The sequence below is a fragment of the Aquimarina sp. ERC-38 genome (assembly GCF_026222555.1).
Taxonomy (GTDB): Bacteria; Bacteroidota; Bacteroidia; order Flavobacteriales; family Flavobacteriaceae; genus Aquimarina.
Window position 1 is genome coordinate 4,304,511 of the sequence record NZ_CP098511.1, and the last position, 19,247, is coordinate 4,323,757.

A 19,247-nucleotide genomic window follows, 5' to 3' on the forward strand; every position below is an offset into this window, starting at 1 on the left:
TTCATAATTACCTGAGAATAATGGCAGGTCTCCTGGCTCACGTTTTGTTACCAACCTTCCCATTCGTTATTAACAAACAGTGGTATTGTAGTAGGATAACAAACATCCGCCTACGGCGGACTAAGTATACAGTTGCGGGAACAGCTCCGGCTTTTCCAATTTATAGTTCTTAACCAGGTACATTTGTTTATCACTTTTGGTATAATCCGTCAGTTCGAGTGCTTCGACCAAAGGAAGAAGTGTATCGAGAACAAGGATTATAGTTAAAAGCTATTCTCGATACGTTTTTTTCCATTTCATTACAAAAAACACTCGAATTGACGCTTTTTACTAAACGTATGACCAATATAGATACAAATTAAAGTATCGGATTCCCTTTTAATTTTCAGCTTTACCAAAGCTTTAAAACCAAAATTCGATGCGAATGTATTATAATTTACACAAAAGTCTGCTACGTTTTTAATAAGAATTGAGAATTACCTATACCTTTATACCCAAAAGCACCGAACACATTTCATGAAACTTTATTACATCACCGGGGGAGAACGTTCAGGAAAAAGCAGGTACGCTCAGGAACTTGCCTTAAGCTTGTCTCCTACCCCCTGGTATCTGGCAACTTCCAGAATATGGGATGCAGATCATCAAAAACGTATTGACCGCCACGTTGCAGATCGGCCTGCCCCGTGGAATTCGATGGAAGAAGAGAAAGAACTTGCCTCGGTAATTAAAGAAAATAGCGTCACCGTTATTGATTGCGTAACCTTGTGGTTAACCAATTATTATGTAGATACAAAAAATGATTTGAAAAAATCCCTGGCACTGGCAAAATCCGAATTTGACAAATTAATAACGATCAATGCTACATTAATTATCATTTCTAACGAAATCGGTATGGGCGTTCATGCTACTACCCAAATAGGGAGAAAATTTACAGAATTACAAGGTTGGATGAACCAATACATTGCCCAACATGCACATAAGGCTATCTTAATGGTTTCGGGTTTGCCTATGATTTTAAAAGACGAAGAATGATTGACAAAATTCAAAATAAGGCACTGGAAGCTAAAGTTCAGCATCTGATTGATACTAAGACAAAACCCCCGGGTTCATTAGGTGTTTTAGAAGAAGTAGCGTTGCAAATCAGTTTAATTCAACAGACGGTGGCACCTTTTTTAAAAAATCCCACACTTATTGTTTTTGCCGGAGATCATGGGATTGCTACTCACGGAGAGGTAAATCCTTATCCGCAAGAAGTTACCGCCCAAATGGTACTGAACTTTTTACGGGGCGGAGCCGCTATTAACGTGTTTTGCAAGCAACATGATATTAATTTAAAAGTCGTAGATGCCGGCGTGAATTACGATTTTGATCAAAACGAAAACCTGCTACACCTTAAAGTCAATAAAGGCACTAAAAATTATCAGGAAGAACCTGCAATGTCCATAGCAGAATATCAGGAAGCTTTAGAAAAAGGCGGAGCATTGGTACAACAAATATTTGATCAAGGGAGTAATTGTATTGGATTTGGAGAAATGGGAATTGGCAACACCTCTTCTGCATCCCTATTGATGGCTTATTTTTTAAACGAACCCATAGATCAATGTGTGGGTGCTGGTACCGGCCTTACTGCCGAAGGTATTCGTAATAAAACCAAGATATTAGAAGCTGTTATTAATAAATACCAGCCGTATTCTCCTGAAGAAGCCTTACGGACTTTCGGAGGTTTTGAGATGGTCATGATTACCGGGGCTATTCTAAAAGCCGCTCAATTTAGGATGACTATTTTAATCGATGGTTTTATTGTGACCGCTGCGTTATTAGGAGCCTATGCTTTTAATAAAAATTGTCTGGACTATTGTATTGCCACCCATACTTCTGATGAATCCGGACATCAAAAGATGTTAGAATATCTTAATAAAAAAGCATTACTAAACCTGAGACTTCGATTGGGAGAAGGTACCGGAGTCGCTTTAGCTTATCCTTTACTTCAATCTGCAATAGGTTTTTTAAACGAAATGGCAAGTTTTGAGTCGGCGCAGGTTTCGGATGCAAATTAACCTTAATTCTATCTTTTGAAAGAAGAAATACGTATCTTTTTTACTGCATTGATGTTTTTTACCCGGATTCCCTGTCCGAAATGGGTAGGGCACGAACCCGGGTATCTTCAAAAAAGTTCTAAATATTTTCCGCTGGTCGGTATCCTTGTTGGTAGTATAGGCGCCATTACTTTCTACCTCAGCCATTTTATAGTTTCTATTCCGTTGGCAATTATTTCTTCAGTAATTGCGACGGTTTATACGACGGGTGCCTTTCACGAAGATGGGTTTGCCGATGTATGTGATGGTTTTGGTGGCGGATGGACTAAAGAAAAAATACTACTAATCATGAAGGATTCACGCTTGGGTACCTATGGAACCATCGGATTAGTGCTGTTATTAGGAGTAAAAATACTAGCTTTGACGGAAATACCAATACACTGGATTCCGATTACGCTTATTAGCGGACATAGTTCGAGCCGGTTTATTGCTACTACACTTATCTATACACATCCATACGTTCGGGATACGGATAGCAAAGCCAAACCGGCAGCTCAAGGTATGAATACTAAAATGCTACTTATTAGCGGATTTTTTGGTGTACTTCCCTTTATTTTCTTTAGGAATCCCTTAGTTTTCTTATGTCTCCTTCCTATGTATTTATCAAAAATGTATTTGGGAAATAAATTTACCAAATGGATTGGCGGACAAACCGGAGACTGTGCCGGAGCGGTACAACAAGTGAGTGAAGTAATTTTTTACCTTAGTATACTTATCCTATGGAAATTCACCTAATTCGGCATACTACTCCCGATATTCAAAAAGGGATTTGTTACGGTCAATCAGATATTGGAGTGGCGGCTACTTTTTCTTCAGAAGTTAAAGAAATTCAAAAGCAAATACCATTAGATGCATCTACCGTAATTTATAGCAGTCCGTTACAAAGGTGTATGCAGTTAGCAAACAGCTTCGGCTTGCCCGTTATACAAGATTCCCGATTACGGGAAGTCAATTTTGGTACCTGGGAATTACAAGCCTGGGATGCTATCCCTCAAAACGAAATGGAACCCTGGATGAAGAACTTTGTAAGTGTAGCCCCTCCTAGTGGGGAATCCTATGAAGCTGTTCAAAAACGGGTGCTTGCAAGTTTTACGGAAATTTTACAAAGTTCTTCAAAGTCAGTTATTATTTGTACCCATGCTTCTCCGCTACGTATTATCTTATCTAACCTTAAAGAAATTCCGCTTAAAGATTCCTTTAGCCTTACTGTAGCATACGGGCAGGTGTTTAAAATTCAGTATGCCGATAAAAAATTGACTATTATTGACTAAAAGTAAGATTGATCTTAGCTTCTAGCTTATAAAACCTGACTACAAAGGATTCTGTATATTAGCGCCTAATTGATAAACGGATGCAATGCGCCTACTTCCTATCATTTTATTTATCTTTAATTTGCTTTGCTATTCCTGTAAAACAGATACAAAAAAGATTCAAGCTTCCCCTACGGATAGTATTAGTGAATTAAATATTACTTATGCAAACGGGTTTACCATTACCCAACATGATAATTATCGACATATCAAGGTAACCGCCCCCTGGCCGGAAGCTAAAGACACTTTGCATTACATCCTATATCCTAAAAATTCAAAAAAACCTAAGATTAATATTGATGCTACTTTTATTGGGACTCCGGTACAATCGGTAGTAGTGACTTCGACCACAGATATTCCTATGTTAGAAGTCTTGGAAATTGATTCGCTACTAGTAGGTTTCCCACAAACGCAATATATTTCTTCAGAAAAGACCAGGAAAAGAGTAATTGATGGGAAGGTAACGGAGCTAGGAAACGAACAAAATATAAACGTAGAAGCTTTACTAGAATTGAATCCTAATCTGGTTATCGGGTTTTCTACTACCGGACAAAACGCCACGTATGAACTGCTAAAAAAATCCGGTATTCCAGTGGTGATAAATGGTTCCTGGCTAGAGCAACATCCGCTGGGCAGAACGGAATGGATTAGGTTTATCGCTTCGTTTTTTCATAAAGAAGATAAGGCAAAAACGGTTTTTAATACGATAAAAAAGGAATATAAAACTACTGCTGATAAGGTAAAAGCTCTAACGAAAAAGGCTACGATACTACCTGGCTCCCTTTTTAAAGATGTATGGTATGTACCAGGAGGAGATAGTTATATGGCAAAGTTTTATAAGGATGCAAGCTTGTCTTATGCCTGGGCACAAACCAAACAAACCGGTAGTTTATCCTTAAGTATTGAAGAGGTATTGGATAAAGCACAAGATGCCGATATCTGGATCACTACTAAAACTTTATCATCTTTAAAAGAGCTTTATGAAGAAAACAGTAAATATGAACTCTTTACTGCATTTGAAAATAAAAACGTATATTCTACTTTTAATAAAGGTTCCGGAAGTGGTACTGACTTTTATGAATTAGGTTCATTACGACCGGATTTAATTTTAAAAGACCTGATTAAAATCGGGCATCCGGGAGTACTACCAGATTATGATTTATACTTTTTCAAGCAATTAAACCAGAACGTTGACCCCAAATAAGAAACATAGATTTTATTTTATCATATTATCCGTTACCCTGATCTTTTGTTTTATTTTAAATGTAAGCTTAGGTTCGGTGATCATCCCCTGGTCAGCTATCGGCAATAGTTTTATCAATGGTCCGGTTGAAAAAGAGTCCTGGCGTATTATTATTTTATCTTATCGTATTCCCAAGGCATGTACGGCAATTTTAACCGGAGGTTGCCTGGGAGTTTCCGGATTGGTTATGCAGACCTTTTTTAGGAATCCGTTAGCCGGGCCTTTTGTCCTGGGTATTAGTTCAGGAGCAAGTTTAGGCGTTGCCATATTGATTTTAGGAGGTGCATTTATTTTTACAGAAACTTCGTTTTTTATTCCGAATTGGCAACTAATTATCGCTTCCAGTTTAGGGAGCATGATATTGTTAACTATTGTTTTATTAGTTTCCCGAAAAGTAAAAGATACCATGTCTATACTTATTATTGGATTAATGTTCGGTAGTATGACGGCAGCAGTGGTAGGTATTTTATCATACTTTGCTCCGGCTGAACTCTTGCAACGCTACATCTTTTGGAGTCTGGGTAGCCTGGGTAATGTTTCCTGGGCAGATTTACTGTATTATTTAATCACTTCTGTTTTGGGTATTCTCATTATTCTTTTTTGCATCAAACCTTTAAACTTATTATTATTAGGCGAGAATTACGCTAAAAGCACTGGTATATCCATTCAAAAAATCAAAATATTAGTAATTATATCTACCGGATTGTTAGCTGGTGGGGTTACCGCTTTTGCCGGTCCCATTGCCTTTATTGGTTTGGCAATTCCGCATCTGACCCGTTTGCTTGTTAAAACTTCAGATCACCAGATAAGTCTTCCGACGGTTTTTTTGACCGGGAGTATTCTTTTGTTACTATGTGATACTATTGCCCAGCTACCGGGCTTACCATTAACCTTACCTATTAACGCTGTAACTGCAATTATCGGAGCACCGGTTGTGATCTGGTTACTGGTAAAAAAGCGAAAATTATTGTTTTAACTTCTTTAATCCGTAAGATGAAACCAATTACTCCGGAACATAAAAATAGTATTCTTCAAGCACTAGAACTCACTATCGGGTATCATGAAAAATCCGGTCTCAATGTGGTTGAGGCAGACATTAATTTAAAACTACAACAAGGAGAATTGATTGGGCTAGTGGGTGCTAATGGTATTGGAAAGTCTACCCTATTAAAAACCTTTTGTGGCATTTTACCTCCTTTGCATGGAGAAATACACTTAAATAATCGAAATATTCAGCAATACGAACCCCTTGAGCTGTCAAAGCTTTTAAGTGTAGTGCTTACCGAGGCACCGGCGTCTAAACACATAAGCGTACAGGAATTAGTAGCTTTGGGAAGGCATCCGTACACCAATTGGGTGGGAAGCTTAACTGAAGAAGATATTGTCAAAGTGAAAAGTGCGATTGAAATCACCCATATTCAAGATATTGTACATCGTAAATGCTACGAACTTAGTGACGGTCAATTGCAAAAAGTCATGATTGCCAGAGCTATCGCACAAGACACCCCTTTAATTATTTTGGATGAACCTACTACCCACCTGGATGTGCATTACCGGGCTTATATTTTAAAATTATTAAGGCGGCTATCGTTTGAACTTAAAAAGACAATTTTATTTTCTACCCATGAGATTGATTTTTCTATTCAGGTATGTGATAAAATGATTGTGATGAATAAAGACAGGACGGAATATGGTCGTCCTAAAGAACTCATTGCATGTCGTGCCTTTCATGAACTTTTCCCGGATGATCTGATCATTTTCGATGAAAGCTCAGAACGATATTTATTGCGGAGTTAAAAGGCAATACGTTTGTATTTACACCATATTAATTATCACATTCTTAATAAATTATTATTTTTTCTACGGATTAAACACAGAATATTCGGGTGAAATTCATTTTAGTTTATGATATATACTAGATATATTTGCATCTATACCTAAACTATAAAAATTATGAAAAATTTTAAGACTAGTGCAATTATTTTGTTGGTCAGTATCCTCCCCTTTTTTACAAGCTGTAGTGATGACAATGATGACCTGGTAGTTACCGAAGAAGAGTCAGAATTTGACGGAAACCTTATCGTGACTGAAAGTGGTGCCGGAGATAATAGAAATGTAGTACTGAACGCTGACAATATCGAAGAAAATTCAGTATTAGTGAAAGTTAGATTTGCTACCACCACTGAAAATATGAGGCGTTTGTATATCACCCGGGATGTTGCTAATAGCGGAATTGAAGTATATGACTTAAATAATAAAACAGAGGGAATCGAAATTGACGATAAAGCCGATGGTTCTGTTGACTTAAAAGGAGATGATAAAAAAGAATTTGAATTCCAAATCAGACTGGATAAACCACTACTTAGTAATGGTACGGTTGAATATACTTTATGGACTACTACCGGTCGGGGTGATTTTAGAGATGTAAGTAAAAGAAATGCATTAGGGGCTGAAGTAGTTGGTACAGTTACCCTAGAATACGGTGAAGCAGTAAATTCCACCAGTGGGTTAAAAACTTTTGAAGCTACAATGCTAGCAGCACCTTTATTAGATGGTAGTTCTAATACTTTTATATCATTATTTAATGAAACTGTATATAAAATTAGTGATGGTGAAGAGTTTGCTGCCCTTTGGGATTTCGGATATTACTATGGAAATACAGGTAAAGCTTCTTTAGCTTCTGCTTCTAACTTTCCGGCACTATTTGATACTAATGGTGATGGTGAACCGGATTCTGCGATTTCCGCTTTAACCGGAGTACCGCAAGAAGAATTAAATACTTTCTTTTTTGGAGCTTCTAACTTAAGTTTTGAGGAATTTGAAGCCATATCAACTGGTGATGAACTTAATGGTATTGGCCCCCTAACCAGAGAAAGGATAAATAATTTAGAAGAAGGTCAGATCGTAGAATTTATAGATAGTTATGGTCATAAAGGATTGATTTTAGTGTTAAATGTAAACGGAACTTTTGGTAATGACGGAGCAATTACCATTCTTGTTAAAGTACAGGTATAGTTTCTAGCAAAGAGGCTGTAACAGACTTATAAAAACAGTCTGATTTCATATTTAGTCCGGATTTGTTATAAAGTAGCTTACCAAAGTGATTTTATAATACATCCGGATTTTTTATGTTTGGCAAGTAGTTCACTGTATGGTCTTTTTATATCTTCGTACATACTACTTCCTTAAGATTCATTATTAGTATATGTATTTATGTTGACATCCCAAACTCTAATTTACTTAAGTATAGCACTCGTAATTGGGATTATTTTGGGCTACTTGATCCACCTTTTAAAATCTCAAAGTATTCGTAAAATTCTGGAAGAACGGAACCTTCATTTACAAAAGCAACTGGAAGAATTAAAGACATTTCAAACCCATCAACTACATACGCTAGCAGAACAACATGGACAGTACTCCGCTCAATTAGAAAAACAACTTACTGAAATAAAAACAGACCGGGAAGGCATCCGGCGAGAAAAGGATTTTTTACAAACCGAGCTAGCTAGAAAAAACTCAGAGTTTGATACCTTAAAAGTGCAACATAAAGAACAGAAGGAAGAAGTAGCGAATCTACAAAAACGTTTTTCAAAAGAATTTGAGAACCTGGCTAATAGAATACTAGAAGAGAAATCTATTAAATTTACTGCTCAGAATAAAGAAAACTTGCAACACATCCTACATCCGCTACAGGAAAAAATTAAACTTTTTGAAAATAAGGTTGATCAAACGCATAAAGAAAGTATTGACTACCATGCAGCATTACGACAACAAATTGTAGGGCTAAGAGAAGTGAATCTACAAATGAGTAAAGAGACCCTTAATCTTACCAAAGCTTTAAAAGGTGATAGTAAGTTACAAGGAAATTGGGGAGAATTAGTATTAGAACGGGTGCTGGAAAAATCCGGACTAGAAAAAGACCGGGAGTATTTTGTACAAAAAAGTTTTACCCGTGAAGATGGTACTAAAGTACTCCCTGATGTAGTCATTTACCTTCCGGATAAGAAAAGAATGATCGTGGATTCTAAAGTATCCTTAACTGCCTATGAAAAATACGTCAATCAAGATGATGAACTGCTTAAAACCACTTTTTTAAAACAACACCTGATTTCGATAAAAAAACATGTCGATCAATTGTCATCTAAAAGTTACGAGGATTTATACGAAACGGACTCTCCGGACTTTGTATTGCTATTTATACCGATTGAACCAGCATTTGCACTAGCCATTAATAGCGAACCTAGTCTTTACAATCAAGCTTTTGAAAAAAATATTGTGATTGTAACCCCGGCAACTTTATTAGCTACCCTTAGAACCATTGATACCATGTGGAATAATGAAAAACAACAACAAAATGCCATAGAAATTGCCCGACAGGCAGGTGCCCTTTATGATAAATTTACCGGGTTGTTAACAGATCTGGAACGAGTGGGTAAACGTATCAATGATTCTAAAGGTGAGTACGATGCCGCTATGAAAAAATTATCTTCCGGACGTGGAAATCTTATCCAGAGTGCGGATAAACTAAAAAAGATGGGAGCCAAGGCAAAAAAGAGTGTTCCTGAAACCTGGATTAAAAAGTCCGAAGAAGATCTTTTTGATTAAAGATAGTCCGTTAGTTCCATGGATTGCATCCCTATAGCATCAAAATAAATAGTATCTTTCACTCCTTAAATTCACCATCTAATTTTGGCATTTTACTATGAAAAAGGTTTTAGGTATTATTTTAGGAACTATTGGTTTGCTTTTTCTAATTTGGTTTTCGGTCATCTATTTTGCTACTTTTAGCAAAGGAAATCGTAGCGGAGAACTTATTAAATTTAGTCATAAAGGAATTATATTTAAAACCTGGGAAGGAGAAATCAGCCAGGGAATTTCCGGGGCACAAATTTTTAGTTTCTCGGTAGAAGAAAAACATAAAGATGTTATTCAGAAATTACAGGAATTCCAGGGGCGTTATGTAAAAGTAGAATATATTGAACGTTTCGGAAAAATTAAATGGTTGGGCGACACCGAGTATTTTGTAACCGAAGTGGAAGAAGAAGCTTCTCCGCATATTCGTAACCGGTAGTTTTGTAAAATATAATAAGAGTATTTGTAAATATTCAAGATTGCTATTGCTTTAGGAAGCAGGAATCAAGGAGATAGAAATAGAATTTATTAAAAAGGGCAGGAATCAAGATGTAAGGTAACAGGACTTGTCACTTATAAAATAGGAAATGGAAGATGAGGCTTAAGAAATAGAAGGTAAAACTCAAGAAACAGGAAACAAAAATCAGGACTTAAAACTTAGGAAACAAAATATACAAAATATAGGATCTAAAAAATAATAGCCAATATTTTTAGTTTGGTTTTTACTAACCCCCCTCATCATAATAACTTAGTAACATAATAATTCAGTAACTCAATAATAAAATAACTTAATAACACAAAAATGAAATAACTCTTAACAAGCGACTATAATTTTTAATAAGTCAATTACTTAAAAAATTTGTTGTAAACCTATCATTCAATTACCAAACCAAATGAATTCCAAATTTAAATTAGCCAAAGAATCTCGTATTACCATATCAGAATTAATGCTTCCCTCCCATTCTAATTTTAGCGGAAAAATACATGGAGGTTATATTTTATCCTTAATGGATCAAATTGCTTTTGCCTGTGCTTCTAAACATTCTGAGGCATATTGCGTTACAGCCAGTGTAGATAAAGTTGATTTTAAAAAACCTATTGAAGTCGGCGAACTAGTGACCTTAAAGGCGTCTGTAAATCATGTGGGCAGGACCTCCATGGTAGTAGGTGTACGGGTAGAAGCCGAACATATACAAACCGGGAAGGTAAAACACTGTAATAGTAGTTATTTTACGATGGTTGCCAGAAACCTGGAAGGGCGCAGTGTAGAAGTTCCCGGTCTTATTTTAGATTCTCCCACCAGTATTCGCAGGTTTGTAAGAACTATTATTAGAAAAGAAGATGCCCAGGAACGGCAAGGTATGTTTAAAGCCTCAGAATTTAAATGGCAGGAGCATCTGGAAGTACTTAAGGATTACCATGTAAAGTTACAAGGAATAGAAGCTTAAATTTATTACACTTTTTTTGTACCTTGTAGTACCTCAAAATCTATAAGAATGAAAAATGTATATATGCTGGGTATTATCCTATGTACCATGGCACTTCATACCGGTTGCTCCGAAGATGAAAACTCCGAACCTGAAGAAGAAGTAACAATTCCGGATGAGACTGTAGATCTTAATCCCATTCCTGATCAAACTACCAGCTATACGGGTCAAGTAAAAGCAATTATTGACGCTGAATGTTTACGTTGTCACGGCAATCCGCCTACTCAAGCCCCAACTACCTTAGCGAACTACGAATCTGTAGTGGAAGGTGTACAAAAAGGTAACCTGTTAGGTCGTTTAAAGAGTACGAATAACGTGATGCCCCCTACCGGAAAAATTGCCGATGAAAAAATTCTCCTGATTGAAGACTGGATTGCAGACGGATTGAAAAATTAAGAATCATACTTTCTCTAAAGGTGTTTTTTACAAGGAGTGAGAGGGATAATTGTCAACCTTAAAGGTGCCTCGTTCCCGTGCTATTTCTTTATTTAAGAAACCTGTAGCAATAGTATAGCTATAAAATAAACCCACCTGTTTTGCAAGTGGGTTTTTTCAGTAATTTAATATTTTATAAAACTTATAAACCCGGGTTTAGTCTTGTTTATTGGAGTTTAGAAGTCTGGGATTTAATACTTCATAAACTTTTTAGTCAATTGACCATTTTTTGTTTCTAATTTTAATAAATACATACCTTTAGCTAAATCACTTACTTCTAACTGATACGTGTTTGCCACTACCTTTAAAGGTTGGATTTTAACCGTTTTTCCTAAATAATCCATTACTGTTAACTTAGGATTGTTTCCATCCTTAATTTCTATTTGTAGTTTATTTTTTACCGGATTAGGATACATTGTTAAAACAGAAGCATCTAATTCTTTAACGGATAGAGTTTCAAAAGAAGCAGTTACCACTCCAGCATTAGCTCCTCCATGCCTAGCGATTTCAGTGTCACCTGCATTTCTACCGTGTGCAAAAATCATTCCCAGGCCGGTAAGATTTTCTTCAAATACATAATCCGTAGGATCTCCGGTGTCTAAAGCTCTGGATGCAACAACAGTACGTTGCCCGTTACTAATTGAATTAGAGGTCACCGTCCAGTTGTTATTAGCGTCCACTACAGGTGGATCAAAACCAACAATTTCAGAATCAACAAGTTCCCCCTCGCTGATATAAACACAATCTTTGTCTGGCAACATTTGTGAAACATCTACATCAAAAGATACTCCGAACCAACGGTTTTCAGGACCTACTAATCTCATTATAACCATTGAGTTGTCAATATCCAAATCTAATTGAACGGTTAATGTTGCAACATTATCATCTCTTAGAATGACTTCGCCGGTACTTCTAATCTGAGCATTTCCAATTAGACCAAAGAGTGCTACTAAAATGTAAAACAATCGTGTTTGTATGAGTTTTTTCATTTTTAAAGTTTTGTGTTATTTAATAATTCTAATATAGCTTCATTTTGAAGTCGAGATGCATGAACATGTACGGTACTTCCCGAAGCATCTTTTATGGAGGTAACTGCGCCAGCTTCTAATAAAAGTTCAACAATCCCAACATGCCCGAACATCACTGCGTAATGTAGGGCTGTTGTATTTTTAGTATCAGTAATATTAGGATCCGCCTTATTTTCTAAAATCTTTTCAGTAATAAAATGATCCCCTTTAACTGCTGCTGCCATTAAAGCTGTACCGTCTCCACTAATATAATCAATAGTAGTACACCTTTTAGCTAGAAAAGAAGCAACTTCCTGGTTTCCACGATAGGCTGCAAGAATTAGTGGTGTATATCCACTATCATTTACCGAATCAATAACCTCGGGGTTTTCTCTATACAATTTTTCAATATCTTCCAGGGAACCTGATCTTGCCACGTCAAATACTGCACTTTGGCTTTGACTCAAAGAGAAGAAAGAAAAGAAAAATAAGGTTAGTAAGACCTTCATCGCAGGTAATTTGTGTTGTGCTAAAACTACTAAAAAAATTGAATATGAGCAGCAATGTAGTACAAAATTTTATTTTAATAATTTAAAGACATGTCTTTATATCACGCTCATCACATACAGGTGGCTTTAAAATTACAATTTACATTTTGTATGATCTTTTAATTTATAAGAAAAGATGTATAAAGCAAAATGCCTTTCAAAGCAGAAAGGCATTTTAAATTTAACTATTTAATGAGTAAACACTAAATAATATTTATGAAATCTCAATCATTCTTTTTGGTTGTACTTTAGCTTCTTCTTTCTTTGGTAAAGTCACTTCTAGTATTCCGTTATTATAGGCAGCATTGATAGATGTACCGTCAATACTTTCAGGAAGTTTAAAGGTTCTTTTAAAGGAAGCATAGCCAAATTCCTTACGTGTATATTTATCACTTGAAGTCTCCTCCTGATTTTGTTTCTCAGTAAAAACTGATAGATTTTCATTATCTAATTCAATTTTAAAATCATCCTTTGCAACTCCCGGTGCTGCTAGATAAATATGAAAGCTATCATCAGTTTCTTTAATATTAATTGCCGGAGTATTAAATCCTATTCTATTTACATGATTTGTAGTTCCTCCAAACCAATCGGTATTAAAAAAATCATCTAAACCTACGGGTAATCTGTTTGTCTTTGCTAATAAACTCATAACTATATGTATTTTTAATTATTTTAAATTTTAATTTCACTGGATATATAGCAAATCAGATTCCAATACTATTTTAATGACTTTTTGTCTTATAATTCATTTACATTAATGACTTTTTGTCTTGTTAACAGCCTACATTTCCAATTTCCATTTGAGGGATTGCAGCTGCCTTAGGATATTCATTATTACTTTTTGATTTAATTATTGTATTTGGGATAGTCTTAATTTCTGTTTCTGGGGTGTTACTTTTATATTCTTTTTCTAAATGCTGTAATACGTTACCGTCTTCTATATAATAGCGTTTCTCTTTAATAGTTTCAATCCGATTTGGTTTTTTACCGTCTACTTTTTCAATTTCTTCTGAGCTACCAGATTTTTCAAAAATAAAGAACGGACTTCCTTTTTTAAAGTAGATATTTATTTCTTCCCAACGATTTTCACGCTTATATGCATTTTGTAGATAAAGTAATTTATTATCTCTATAATAACGTTTTAGTTCACCACTTCCTTTATTCCCTTGACAATTATATGTTTTTACATCTTCACGCATCTCCTTTCTTACTAGTTGAGCTTCTATTTCCTGATATAACTGCTGTATTTTCTTTATTTCCGGTGATGATTCAATCGCAACTTTGTTAATATTTTGATTCGTATTGATGGGCTTTTCAGTGGAAAGTTTCTTGTCTATTACTACTTCTTCAACTTTTTCAGTTGTTTTTGTAGTATTATTACACCCTGACAATGCAATCACTAAAAAAGAGATCAATAATAACGGATATTTTCTTGATTTATTCATAAATACATATTGAAGTTGTTTAAACTTTCCTTGTAGCGTAGCTGTACTTTTAAAAAAGATACTAACTAAGAGGCACTTTTTTAAATTTTATTAAGACAACTTTTCAGTTTTTTGCTAAATTAGGTCATTAAAATCTATCTTTTATAAAATATACTTTTTAACGCAAATTATAATTTTCAGGTAATTAGATATGCAAATTAGAAAAGCTTTACCACAAGAAGCCCCATTATTATCTGAAATTGCTTTTACTTCAAAAGCATATTGGGGGTATAGCATTCAACAGCTAGAAGCCTGGAGAGAAGAACTTACTATCAATTCTGAATATATTCAGGAAAATGGAGTATATGTTGTAGAAGATCAAAAAATCATTTGCGGTTTTTATGCATATAAAATAATATCGGATGCTTGTATAGATCTTGACTTTGTATTTATAATTCCTTCGGAAATTGGTAAAGGGTACGGTAGCAAACTGATGCAACACTTTTTAGCTTTGATAAATAACAGTCCGGCAAAGAAAATAGTAGTTGATTCAGATCCTAATGCCGAATTGTTTTACAAGCATTTTGGTTTTAAAACGATTTCTAAAAAGCCAACTTTAATTAAAAATCGATTCTTACCAGTGATGGAGTTGAATTTATAGCATACGTTATTGTGGATATTTGTAAAGATTGCTTATCAACCAATCAAATGATGTAAATAATAAATAAATTTTTACTTATTTCCTATCAATTATAAAATCTCGTAAAAATCTTTATCAACTCGTCTGACGGTATCATCTTATTAGGGTAGTTATGCATTTCACGCAGAACCATATTAATAGCTTCCGGACGTAACCCCATTTTAAAACCAAAATCCTTAATCAGATGTATTTCTTTTTCTGAGGCATGATTGTCTATATTCATCAATAAAACCAGTCTTTGGAATTGAAGTATTCGCTGGGCTTCAGGTTTTAAAATTTTTTGAGCTACTTCATTTTTAGCCAAGTCGTCTAATTCCTTTTTAGTAACTCCCAATTGCTCGGCAACTGCTATAATAAATTGATATTCGGAATCCTTTACCTCTCCATCTATTTTTGCAAGACTTATCATCTCTGATAATAAACTTAATTTTTCTTCTTTGCTATGCATACTTTTTTTTAAACCAGAAAAATAAGTATTTATCTAAATAAATTCTTAATGAAGCACCATTTATTCTCAAAATAATTCATTTTATCAGTGTGACAGAAAACAATTATCTTTGGGCTTATGGGATTAACAAACAACGATATTTTTAAAAAATTACGAGTAGCACATAAATTAAGAGATGATGATATTATTAAGATATGTTCGCTAGTAGATTTTAAGGTTACTAAAAGCGAACTGGGAGCTTTTTTTAGAAAAGAAGACCATCCAAAATATATGGAATGTGGGGATCAGATTTTACGTAATTTTTTAAATGGACTAATCATTCATCTTAGAGGTCCTATGCCTACAAAAAAGCAAGAAAAACATATTCCTTTAAAAAAGTAATAGTTGCTTTAACCCTTTTTAATCTATTTCTACAATTTCAATACAGGAAGGAGCCTGTACTTGTATTTCATCTTCTAATTTTTGTAACAAACCTGTAGTAGCATTTCGCCTGAAAAAAGTGACGTTATTTGAAAACTGATTCGCTACTATGAGTAGGTCTCCTGAAGATGATATTCCAAAATTGCGAGGATGTACCCCATAGGTTGGAATATGACCTATAATTGTTAATTTTCCGTTTTCCTGATTGATAGCAAATATAGCAACCGTATCTTCTTTAGGCCCCCGATTAGAAACATACAAAAATTTTCCATCTGGCGAACAATGAATATCCGCGGTTCGATATAAATCTTGCTCCTGTTGATAGGACAATATATCTTCTATAAATTCCAATTCACCATCTTTATAATTAAATTGCGAAACCATCCCATTTAATTCAGCTACCCCGTACGCAAAATTTCCATCAGGGTGAAAAGTAAAATGTCTCGGACCAGCACCGGGTTTGGCTATAAACTCTTTTTCAGGTTGTAGCACTAAAGGTTTCTGATAATTAGGTTTAAATTGTAAGCTATAAATTCGATCCCTTCCTAAATCTTGAACTAACAGATATTTTTGATCTGGTGTAAAATTAGAAGAATGGATATGCGCTTGCTTTTGTCGATTCTTAACTACATTGCTTCCAGGTTGGTCAAAAGTTATTTTTTGCGTATACAGTTGTAAACCACCATTTTTAGCTACAGAATATAGGGTCAATCCGGGATCTGTGTAATTTGAATTAGCTAGGTACGTTTCTTCTTGATTTAAAGCTAAATGCACCGGATTTCTTCCGCCGGAATCAACAGTTGATATCAAACTTAGTTTTCCGCTATTGATGTCTCTTCTAAAAGAAGCGATTTTTCCGGGAGTATCTCCCTGACTTTCGGAAACACTAAATAATATGGTTTTATTTTTATTAAACTTTAAAAAGGAAGGATTTACCAGGTCATCAATAACCTGAATTTCTTGAAGCGAATTCTCTCGGATATTAAATTGGTATACGTAGATACCTCTATCCGGATGTCCATCTGTATATGAACCTATATAAATATGCATCTTTTGTGCGTTACTATTTTTAAAATTTAGGAAAAAGCATGCAACTAAGAAAGTAGTATAGATACTTCTTAAATTTACTAACCCCTGTACATATCTGAATGTATTACTCATGTTACATTTCTCTCAAAAGCTAATCTACTAATTGTTTCGTGATATATATGACTTCTTAAAACAAATGTAATCCGGTACACTTTGATCTTATAAAATAGAGGTATGAAGAATGTACTAGTTCATTTTTAAAGTAAAATCAACAGTAAATAACATGGATCTTTATACAAAAAGCTATCAGTGGGATCTTCGGATTCCATTGATAGCTTTTATTTCTAACATAGTTTATTATTGTACCGCTTTTAAAGCGTTAATATTACCGTACCCAAAGCGTTTATCTCTTCTTGGATAAAATTCTCCTGACCTTTTTAATTTATCTAAAACCTGATTTCGGTTAAGACGTGGGTTTTTTGCCCAGATCAACGCTGCAATACCAGAGGTCATAGCCGTAGCAACTGAAGAACCACTGGAATAGCGAGTAGTTCCATTATTGAATCCTAAAACAGGTACGTTTCTGTCAGGATTAGACCTACGTTGCATAACAATGGTAAAGTCCATATTACCATCATGACATATATCACATCTTTTGTATCCATTATCACTAATTCCGGTAACCGCAACGGTTTCCCTCATACTAGCCGGAAAAATAATTCCGTACCAATTGGTAAAATTAGTAGAGGTTCCCCCCGCACAAATAATTAATTTTCCTTTGCTATAAGCGTATTTTACCGCATCCCTAATATTCCCTATGGTATATAAGAAACCAATAGACATGGATATAATTTTAACATCAGACCTATTTGCCAGTGCAACCAAAGCATTACTTACTCCTTTTCTTTCGTGAAAATCGTCAAGTAACACATCTGAAGTACCCCGGTATACTACCAAATTTGAATTATAAGCCACTCCTACCGGCATTCCTTTATTATTTCTTGGAGACCCTATTACTGCACTCATTTGTGTACCATGACCGCATCGATCTTCCGGACCATCTACCCCTTTTGCCCATGGCCATGGTGATTCAATATAGGTTCCAAAACGCTTTACTGACCTTCCCCTTGAAGCTCCATTATTGATGTCACCATTTAGTAATGACTGACTTGAAGACAACCCGGTATCAATAACCCCGATGGTTACTCCGGCACCAGTACTCTTTGCCCATGCTTGCGGAATTTTGTGAATAGCAAAATTCCAGGGTAGTAAAGCATTGGGTGTAATCTTGCTCACGTCTCTACTGTTTATAGGTTCGTTCACCATATCACAGCCTGCGTTTTTCTGCTGATAACCTTGTCCGGAGGGTGCAAACTGGTTGTATCCCATAGGATCCAAGTACCGTATTTGACTAGTTGACAAGAGTGCCTTTACCGTTTCGAGTTTAGAAATCGGGACATCAATAACATTTAACACTCCGTCTGTCTCTTCAAAACGTGATTTCAACACTCCTTCGTTTTCTGCGACAATATTCATAACATTTTGTCGTGCATTTAACGTACTTTTAGTTTTACTACCATTTGAGAAGCTTTCTCCTTTATCTCCGTAACCGACACTCAGTACTTCTCCGCCACGCATGACTGCACTATAGAGCATTTTAGCTTCGGCTTTTTTCCAGTCTACATCGCCGAAAGTTTTGATTTGATCTTCCATAAAAGCGTTAATTTCTTTTACCGAATACAAATCCTGGTCTTGTAAAACTTCAATTTCTTTTTCTTCTTTTGAGCATGCCATAAAAAGGTGTAAGCCCACACATAAAGCAATAATTTTTTTCATTTTTAAAATGTTGAGTTTAAAAGTAATTATTGATAGGAACCAAAAACTACTTAAATTAGTAAATTGATAAAAATATAGGCTAATTTAGTAATATTATTGTGAAATTCATTGTAAAATGGAGATCTAGATCACAAATTATTAACTTATAAAGCTATTAGTATTAACGCTATCGATAAATCTAAAAAAGAGAAGTAATTTTATAGAATTGTAAAATCAAAAGAATCCATTCTTAGTATTTTAAAATCTTACTTTTTCAAAAAGCTATTACAGATGTCATTAGTAATTTTACTTAAAAGTACGTTTGACCGAGCCGGTTATTTCGTCAAGGTCTTTTTTAACATCTTTAAATTGTTCAGAAACATTATTAGATACGGATTTTGGTAGTTCGGAATTGATACCGTTTTTTTCAGCACTTTTAGTGATTTCACTTTTAATATCATTAGTTGCATCCTTAACAATGCGCATTCCTTTTCCTAAGCCTCGAGCTATTTCGGGAATTTTATCGGCACCAAACACCATTACTACAATAAAGATGATAAATGCAATTTCAGTACCACTAATAAATAAAAAGGTGCTAAACATAGACTACAAAGATACGTAGAATCTTTTTTTGTAAAGTAAAGAGTATACCA

At 35.0% G+C, this 19,247-nt stretch carries 22 protein-coding genes and 1 riboswitch; of the genes, 14 read left to right on the forward strand and 8 right to left on the reverse strand.

Features of this window, described 5'->3' with window-relative positions; all coding sequences use genetic code 11:
• Positions 1 to 4 precede the first annotated feature (4 nt).
• Positions 5 to 428, reverse strand: a riboswitch (cobalamin riboswitch).
• Positions 429 to 516: 88 nt separating this feature from the next.
• The 12 genes from NBT05_RS17805 to NBT05_RS17860 all read left to right on the forward strand — a co-directional run bounded on the left by NBT05_RS17805 (position 517) and on the right by NBT05_RS17860 (position 11,164).
• Positions 517 to 1,032 (forward strand): bifunctional adenosylcobinamide kinase/adenosylcobinamide-phosphate guanylyltransferase, encoded by a 516-nt coding sequence (locus tag NBT05_RS17805; RefSeq protein WP_265771243.1) that lies wholly within the window; start codon positions 517 to 519, stop codon positions 1,030 to 1,032.
• On the forward strand, positions 1,029 to 2,057 hold the full coding sequence (cobT, locus tag NBT05_RS17810) for a nicotinate-nucleotide--dimethylbenzimidazole phosphoribosyltransferase (protein WP_265771244.1): 1,029 nt from the start codon (positions 1,029 to 1,031) through the stop codon (positions 2,055 to 2,057). Before NBT05_RS17805 ends, cobT begins: the two co-directional genes overlap by 4 nt.
• 15 nt (positions 2,058 to 2,072) lie before the next feature.
• Positions 2,073 to 2,831: an adenosylcobinamide-GDP ribazoletransferase gene (locus NBT05_RS17815; protein ID WP_265771246.1), complete on the forward strand. Its 759-nt coding sequence runs from the start codon at positions 2,073 to 2,075 to the stop codon at positions 2,829 to 2,831.
• On the forward strand, positions 2,816 to 3,367 hold the full coding sequence (gene cobC, locus NBT05_RS17820; RefSeq protein ID WP_265771247.1) for an alpha-ribazole phosphatase: 552 nt from the start codon (positions 2,816 to 2,818) through the stop codon (positions 3,365 to 3,367). The genes NBT05_RS17815 and cobC overlap by 16 nt, the downstream gene beginning before the upstream one ends.
• Positions 3,368 to 3,452: 85 nt before the next feature.
• Positions 3,453 to 4,610 (forward strand): ABC transporter substrate-binding protein, encoded by a 1,158-nt coding sequence (locus tag NBT05_RS17825; protein WP_265771248.1) that lies wholly within the window; start codon positions 3,453 to 3,455, stop codon positions 4,608 to 4,610.
• The gene (locus tag NBT05_RS17830; RefSeq protein ID WP_265771249.1) at positions 4,597 to 5,625 is read left to right on the forward strand and encodes a FecCD family ABC transporter permease; all 1,029 of its coding nucleotides are present in this window, start codon (positions 4,597 to 4,599) and stop codon (positions 5,623 to 5,625) included. The genes NBT05_RS17825 and NBT05_RS17830 overlap by 14 nt, the downstream gene beginning before the upstream one ends.
• A 17-nt stretch (positions 5,626 to 5,642) precedes the next feature.
• Entirely contained in the window at positions 5,643 to 6,446 is an 804-nt protein-coding gene (locus NBT05_RS17835) for an ABC transporter ATP-binding protein (protein WP_265771250.1), read from the forward strand.
• Positions 6,447 to 6,602: 156 nt separating this feature from the next.
• On the forward strand, positions 6,603 to 7,664 hold the full coding sequence (locus NBT05_RS17840) for a hypothetical protein (protein ID WP_265771251.1): 1,062 nt from the start codon (positions 6,603 to 6,605) through the stop codon (positions 7,662 to 7,664).
• A 198-nt stretch (positions 7,665 to 7,862) separates the two neighbouring features.
• Positions 7,863 to 9,254 carry a DNA recombination protein RmuC gene (locus NBT05_RS17845; protein ID WP_265771252.1) on the forward strand — a complete coding sequence of 464 codons (1,392 nt, stop codon included), beginning with the start codon at positions 7,863 to 7,865 and terminating at the stop codon, positions 9,252 to 9,254.
• A 97-nt stretch (positions 9,255 to 9,351) separates the two neighbouring features.
• The gene (locus NBT05_RS17850; RefSeq protein ID WP_265771254.1) at positions 9,352 to 9,720 is read left to right on the forward strand and encodes a 6-phosphogluconate dehydrogenase; all 369 of its coding nucleotides are present in this window, start codon (positions 9,352 to 9,354) and stop codon (positions 9,718 to 9,720) included.
• A 454-nt stretch (positions 9,721 to 10,174) separates the two neighbouring features.
• Positions 10,175 to 10,729 (forward strand): acyl-CoA thioesterase, encoded by a 555-nt coding sequence (locus NBT05_RS17855; protein ID WP_265771255.1) that lies wholly within the window; start codon positions 10,175 to 10,177, stop codon positions 10,727 to 10,729.
• 48 nt (positions 10,730 to 10,777) lie between these two features.
• Positions 10,778 to 11,164 (forward strand): hypothetical protein, encoded by a 387-nt coding sequence (locus NBT05_RS17860; protein ID WP_265771256.1) that lies wholly within the window; start codon positions 10,778 to 10,780, stop codon positions 11,162 to 11,164.
• A gap of 230 nt (positions 11,165 to 11,394) precedes the next feature.
• On the opposite strand, the gene NBT05_RS17865 is transcribed toward NBT05_RS17860, so the two are convergent.
• The 4 genes from NBT05_RS17865 to NBT05_RS17880 all read right to left on the reverse strand — a co-directional run bounded on the left by NBT05_RS17865 (position 11,395) and on the right by NBT05_RS17880 (position 14,203).
• Positions 11,395 to 12,192 (reverse strand): T9SS type A sorting domain-containing protein, encoded by a 798-nt coding sequence (locus tag NBT05_RS17865; protein WP_265771257.1) that lies wholly within the window; start codon positions 12,190 to 12,192, stop codon positions 11,395 to 11,397.
• Positions 12,193 to 12,194: 2 nt separating this feature from the next.
• Positions 12,195 to 12,719, reverse strand: a complete 525-nt coding sequence (locus NBT05_RS17870; protein ID WP_265771258.1) for an ankyrin repeat domain-containing protein — start codon at positions 12,717 to 12,719, stop codon at positions 12,195 to 12,197.
• A gap of 253 nt (positions 12,720 to 12,972) precedes the next feature.
• Positions 12,973 to 13,407 carry an Hsp20/alpha crystallin family protein gene (locus NBT05_RS17875; RefSeq protein WP_265771259.1) on the reverse strand — a complete coding sequence of 145 codons (435 nt, stop codon included), beginning with the start codon at positions 13,405 to 13,407 and terminating at the stop codon, positions 12,973 to 12,975.
• A 124-nt stretch (positions 13,408 to 13,531) separates the two neighbouring features.
• Positions 13,532 to 14,203 (reverse strand): hypothetical protein, encoded by a 672-nt coding sequence (locus tag NBT05_RS17880; protein ID WP_265771260.1) that lies wholly within the window; start codon positions 14,201 to 14,203, stop codon positions 13,532 to 13,534.
• 190 nt (positions 14,204 to 14,393) lie between these two features.
• Between NBT05_RS17880 and NBT05_RS17885 the strand changes: the two genes are divergently transcribed.
• Positions 14,394 to 14,843, forward strand: a complete 450-nt coding sequence (locus NBT05_RS17885) for a GNAT family N-acetyltransferase (RefSeq protein ID WP_265771261.1) — start codon at positions 14,394 to 14,396, stop codon at positions 14,841 to 14,843.
• An 85-nt stretch (positions 14,844 to 14,928) separates the two neighbouring features.
• Here the strand turns inward: NBT05_RS17885 and NBT05_RS17890 are convergent, their stop codons facing one another.
• Positions 14,929 to 15,330 carry a TerB family tellurite resistance protein gene (locus NBT05_RS17890; RefSeq protein ID WP_265771262.1) on the reverse strand — a complete coding sequence of 134 codons (402 nt, stop codon included), beginning with the start codon at positions 15,328 to 15,330 and terminating at the stop codon, positions 14,929 to 14,931.
• Positions 15,331 to 15,447: 117 nt separating this feature from the next.
• Here NBT05_RS17890 and NBT05_RS17895 point away from each other — a divergent pair, with 117 nt between their 5' ends.
• A complete protein-coding gene (locus NBT05_RS17895; protein ID WP_265771263.1) occupies positions 15,448 to 15,711 on the forward strand; it encodes a DUF1456 family protein in 264 nt (87 codons plus the stop codon).
• A gap of 18 nt (positions 15,712 to 15,729) precedes the next feature.
• Here the strand turns inward: NBT05_RS17895 and NBT05_RS17900 are convergent, their stop codons facing one another.
• The 3 genes from NBT05_RS17900 to NBT05_RS17910 form a co-directional block, all read right to left on the reverse strand.
• Positions 15,730 to 16,800, reverse strand: a complete 1,071-nt coding sequence (locus NBT05_RS17900; protein WP_265771265.1) for a lactonase family protein — start codon at positions 16,798 to 16,800, stop codon at positions 15,730 to 15,732.
• Between the two features lie 336 nt (positions 16,801 to 17,136).
• Complete coding sequence (locus tag NBT05_RS17905; protein WP_265771266.1) at positions 17,137 to 18,615, reverse strand: S8 family peptidase; 1,479 nt, start codon at positions 18,613 to 18,615, stop codon at positions 17,137 to 17,139.
• Between the two features lie 285 nt (positions 18,616 to 18,900).
• Positions 18,901 to 19,197, reverse strand: coding sequence for a Sec-independent protein translocase subunit TatA/TatB (locus NBT05_RS17910; RefSeq protein ID WP_265771267.1), 297 nt, complete (start codon positions 19,195 to 19,197; stop codon positions 18,901 to 18,903).
• Between the last annotated feature and the right edge of the window lie 50 nt (positions 19,198 to 19,247).

Excerpts from the sequence above, each read along its gene's own strand:
- NBT05_RS17875 (WP_265771259.1), bottom strand. The coding sequence starts at position 13,407 with ATGAGTTTATTAGCAAAGACAAACAGATTACCCGTAGGTTTAGATGAT.
- NBT05_RS17855 (WP_265771255.1), top strand. The coding sequence starts at position 10,175 with ATGAATTCCAAATTTAAATTAGCCAAAGAATCTCGTATTACCATATCA.
- NBT05_RS17865 (WP_265771257.1), bottom strand. The coding sequence starts at position 12,192 with ATGAAAAAACTCATACAAACACGATTGTTTTACATTTTAGTAGCACTC.
- NBT05_RS17860 (WP_265771256.1), top strand. The coding sequence starts at position 10,778 with ATGAAAAATGTATATATGCTGGGTATTATCCTATGTACCATGGCACTT.
- NBT05_RS17840 (WP_265771251.1), top strand. The coding sequence starts at position 6,603 with ATGAAAAATTTTAAGACTAGTGCAATTATTTTGTTGGTCAGTATCCTC.
- NBT05_RS17905 (WP_265771266.1), bottom strand. The coding sequence starts at position 18,615 with ATGAAAAAAATTATTGCTTTATGTGTGGGCTTACACCTTTTTATGGCA.
- NBT05_RS17805 (WP_265771243.1), top strand. The coding sequence starts at position 517 with ATGAAACTTTATTACATCACCGGGGGAGAACGTTCAGGAAAAAGCAGG.
- cobC (WP_265771247.1), top strand. The coding sequence starts at position 2,816 with ATGGAAATTCACCTAATTCGGCATACTACTCCCGATATTCAAAAAGGG.
- NBT05_RS17910 (WP_265771267.1), bottom strand. The coding sequence starts at position 19,197 with ATGTTTAGCACCTTTTTATTTATTAGTGGTACTGAAATTGCATTTATC.
- NBT05_RS17870 (WP_265771258.1), bottom strand. The coding sequence starts at position 12,719 with ATGAAGGTCTTACTAACCTTATTTTTCTTTTCTTTCTTCTCTTTGAGT.
- NBT05_RS17890 (WP_265771262.1), bottom strand. The coding sequence starts at position 15,330 with ATGCATAGCAAAGAAGAAAAATTAAGTTTATTATCAGAGATGATAAGT.
- NBT05_RS17825 (WP_265771248.1), top strand. The coding sequence starts at position 3,453 with ATGCGCCTACTTCCTATCATTTTATTTATCTTTAATTTGCTTTGCTAT.
- cobT (WP_265771244.1), top strand. The coding sequence starts at position 1,029 with ATGATTGACAAAATTCAAAATAAGGCACTGGAAGCTAAAGTTCAGCAT.
- NBT05_RS17895 (WP_265771263.1), top strand. The coding sequence starts at position 15,448 with ATGGGATTAACAAACAACGATATTTTTAAAAAATTACGAGTAGCACAT.
- NBT05_RS17900 (WP_265771265.1), bottom strand. The coding sequence starts at position 16,800 with ATGCATATTTATATAGGTTCATATACAGATGGACATCCGGATAGAGGT.
- NBT05_RS17880 (WP_265771260.1), bottom strand. The coding sequence starts at position 14,203 with ATGAATAAATCAAGAAAATATCCGTTATTATTGATCTCTTTTTTAGTG.
- NBT05_RS17835 (WP_265771250.1), top strand. The coding sequence starts at position 5,643 with ATGAAACCAATTACTCCGGAACATAAAAATAGTATTCTTCAAGCACTA.
- NBT05_RS17885 (WP_265771261.1), top strand. The coding sequence starts at position 14,394 with ATGCAAATTAGAAAAGCTTTACCACAAGAAGCCCCATTATTATCTGAA.
- NBT05_RS17845 (WP_265771252.1), top strand. The coding sequence starts at position 7,863 with ATGTTGACATCCCAAACTCTAATTTACTTAAGTATAGCACTCGTAATT.
- NBT05_RS17850 (WP_265771254.1), top strand. The coding sequence starts at position 9,352 with ATGAAAAAGGTTTTAGGTATTATTTTAGGAACTATTGGTTTGCTTTTT.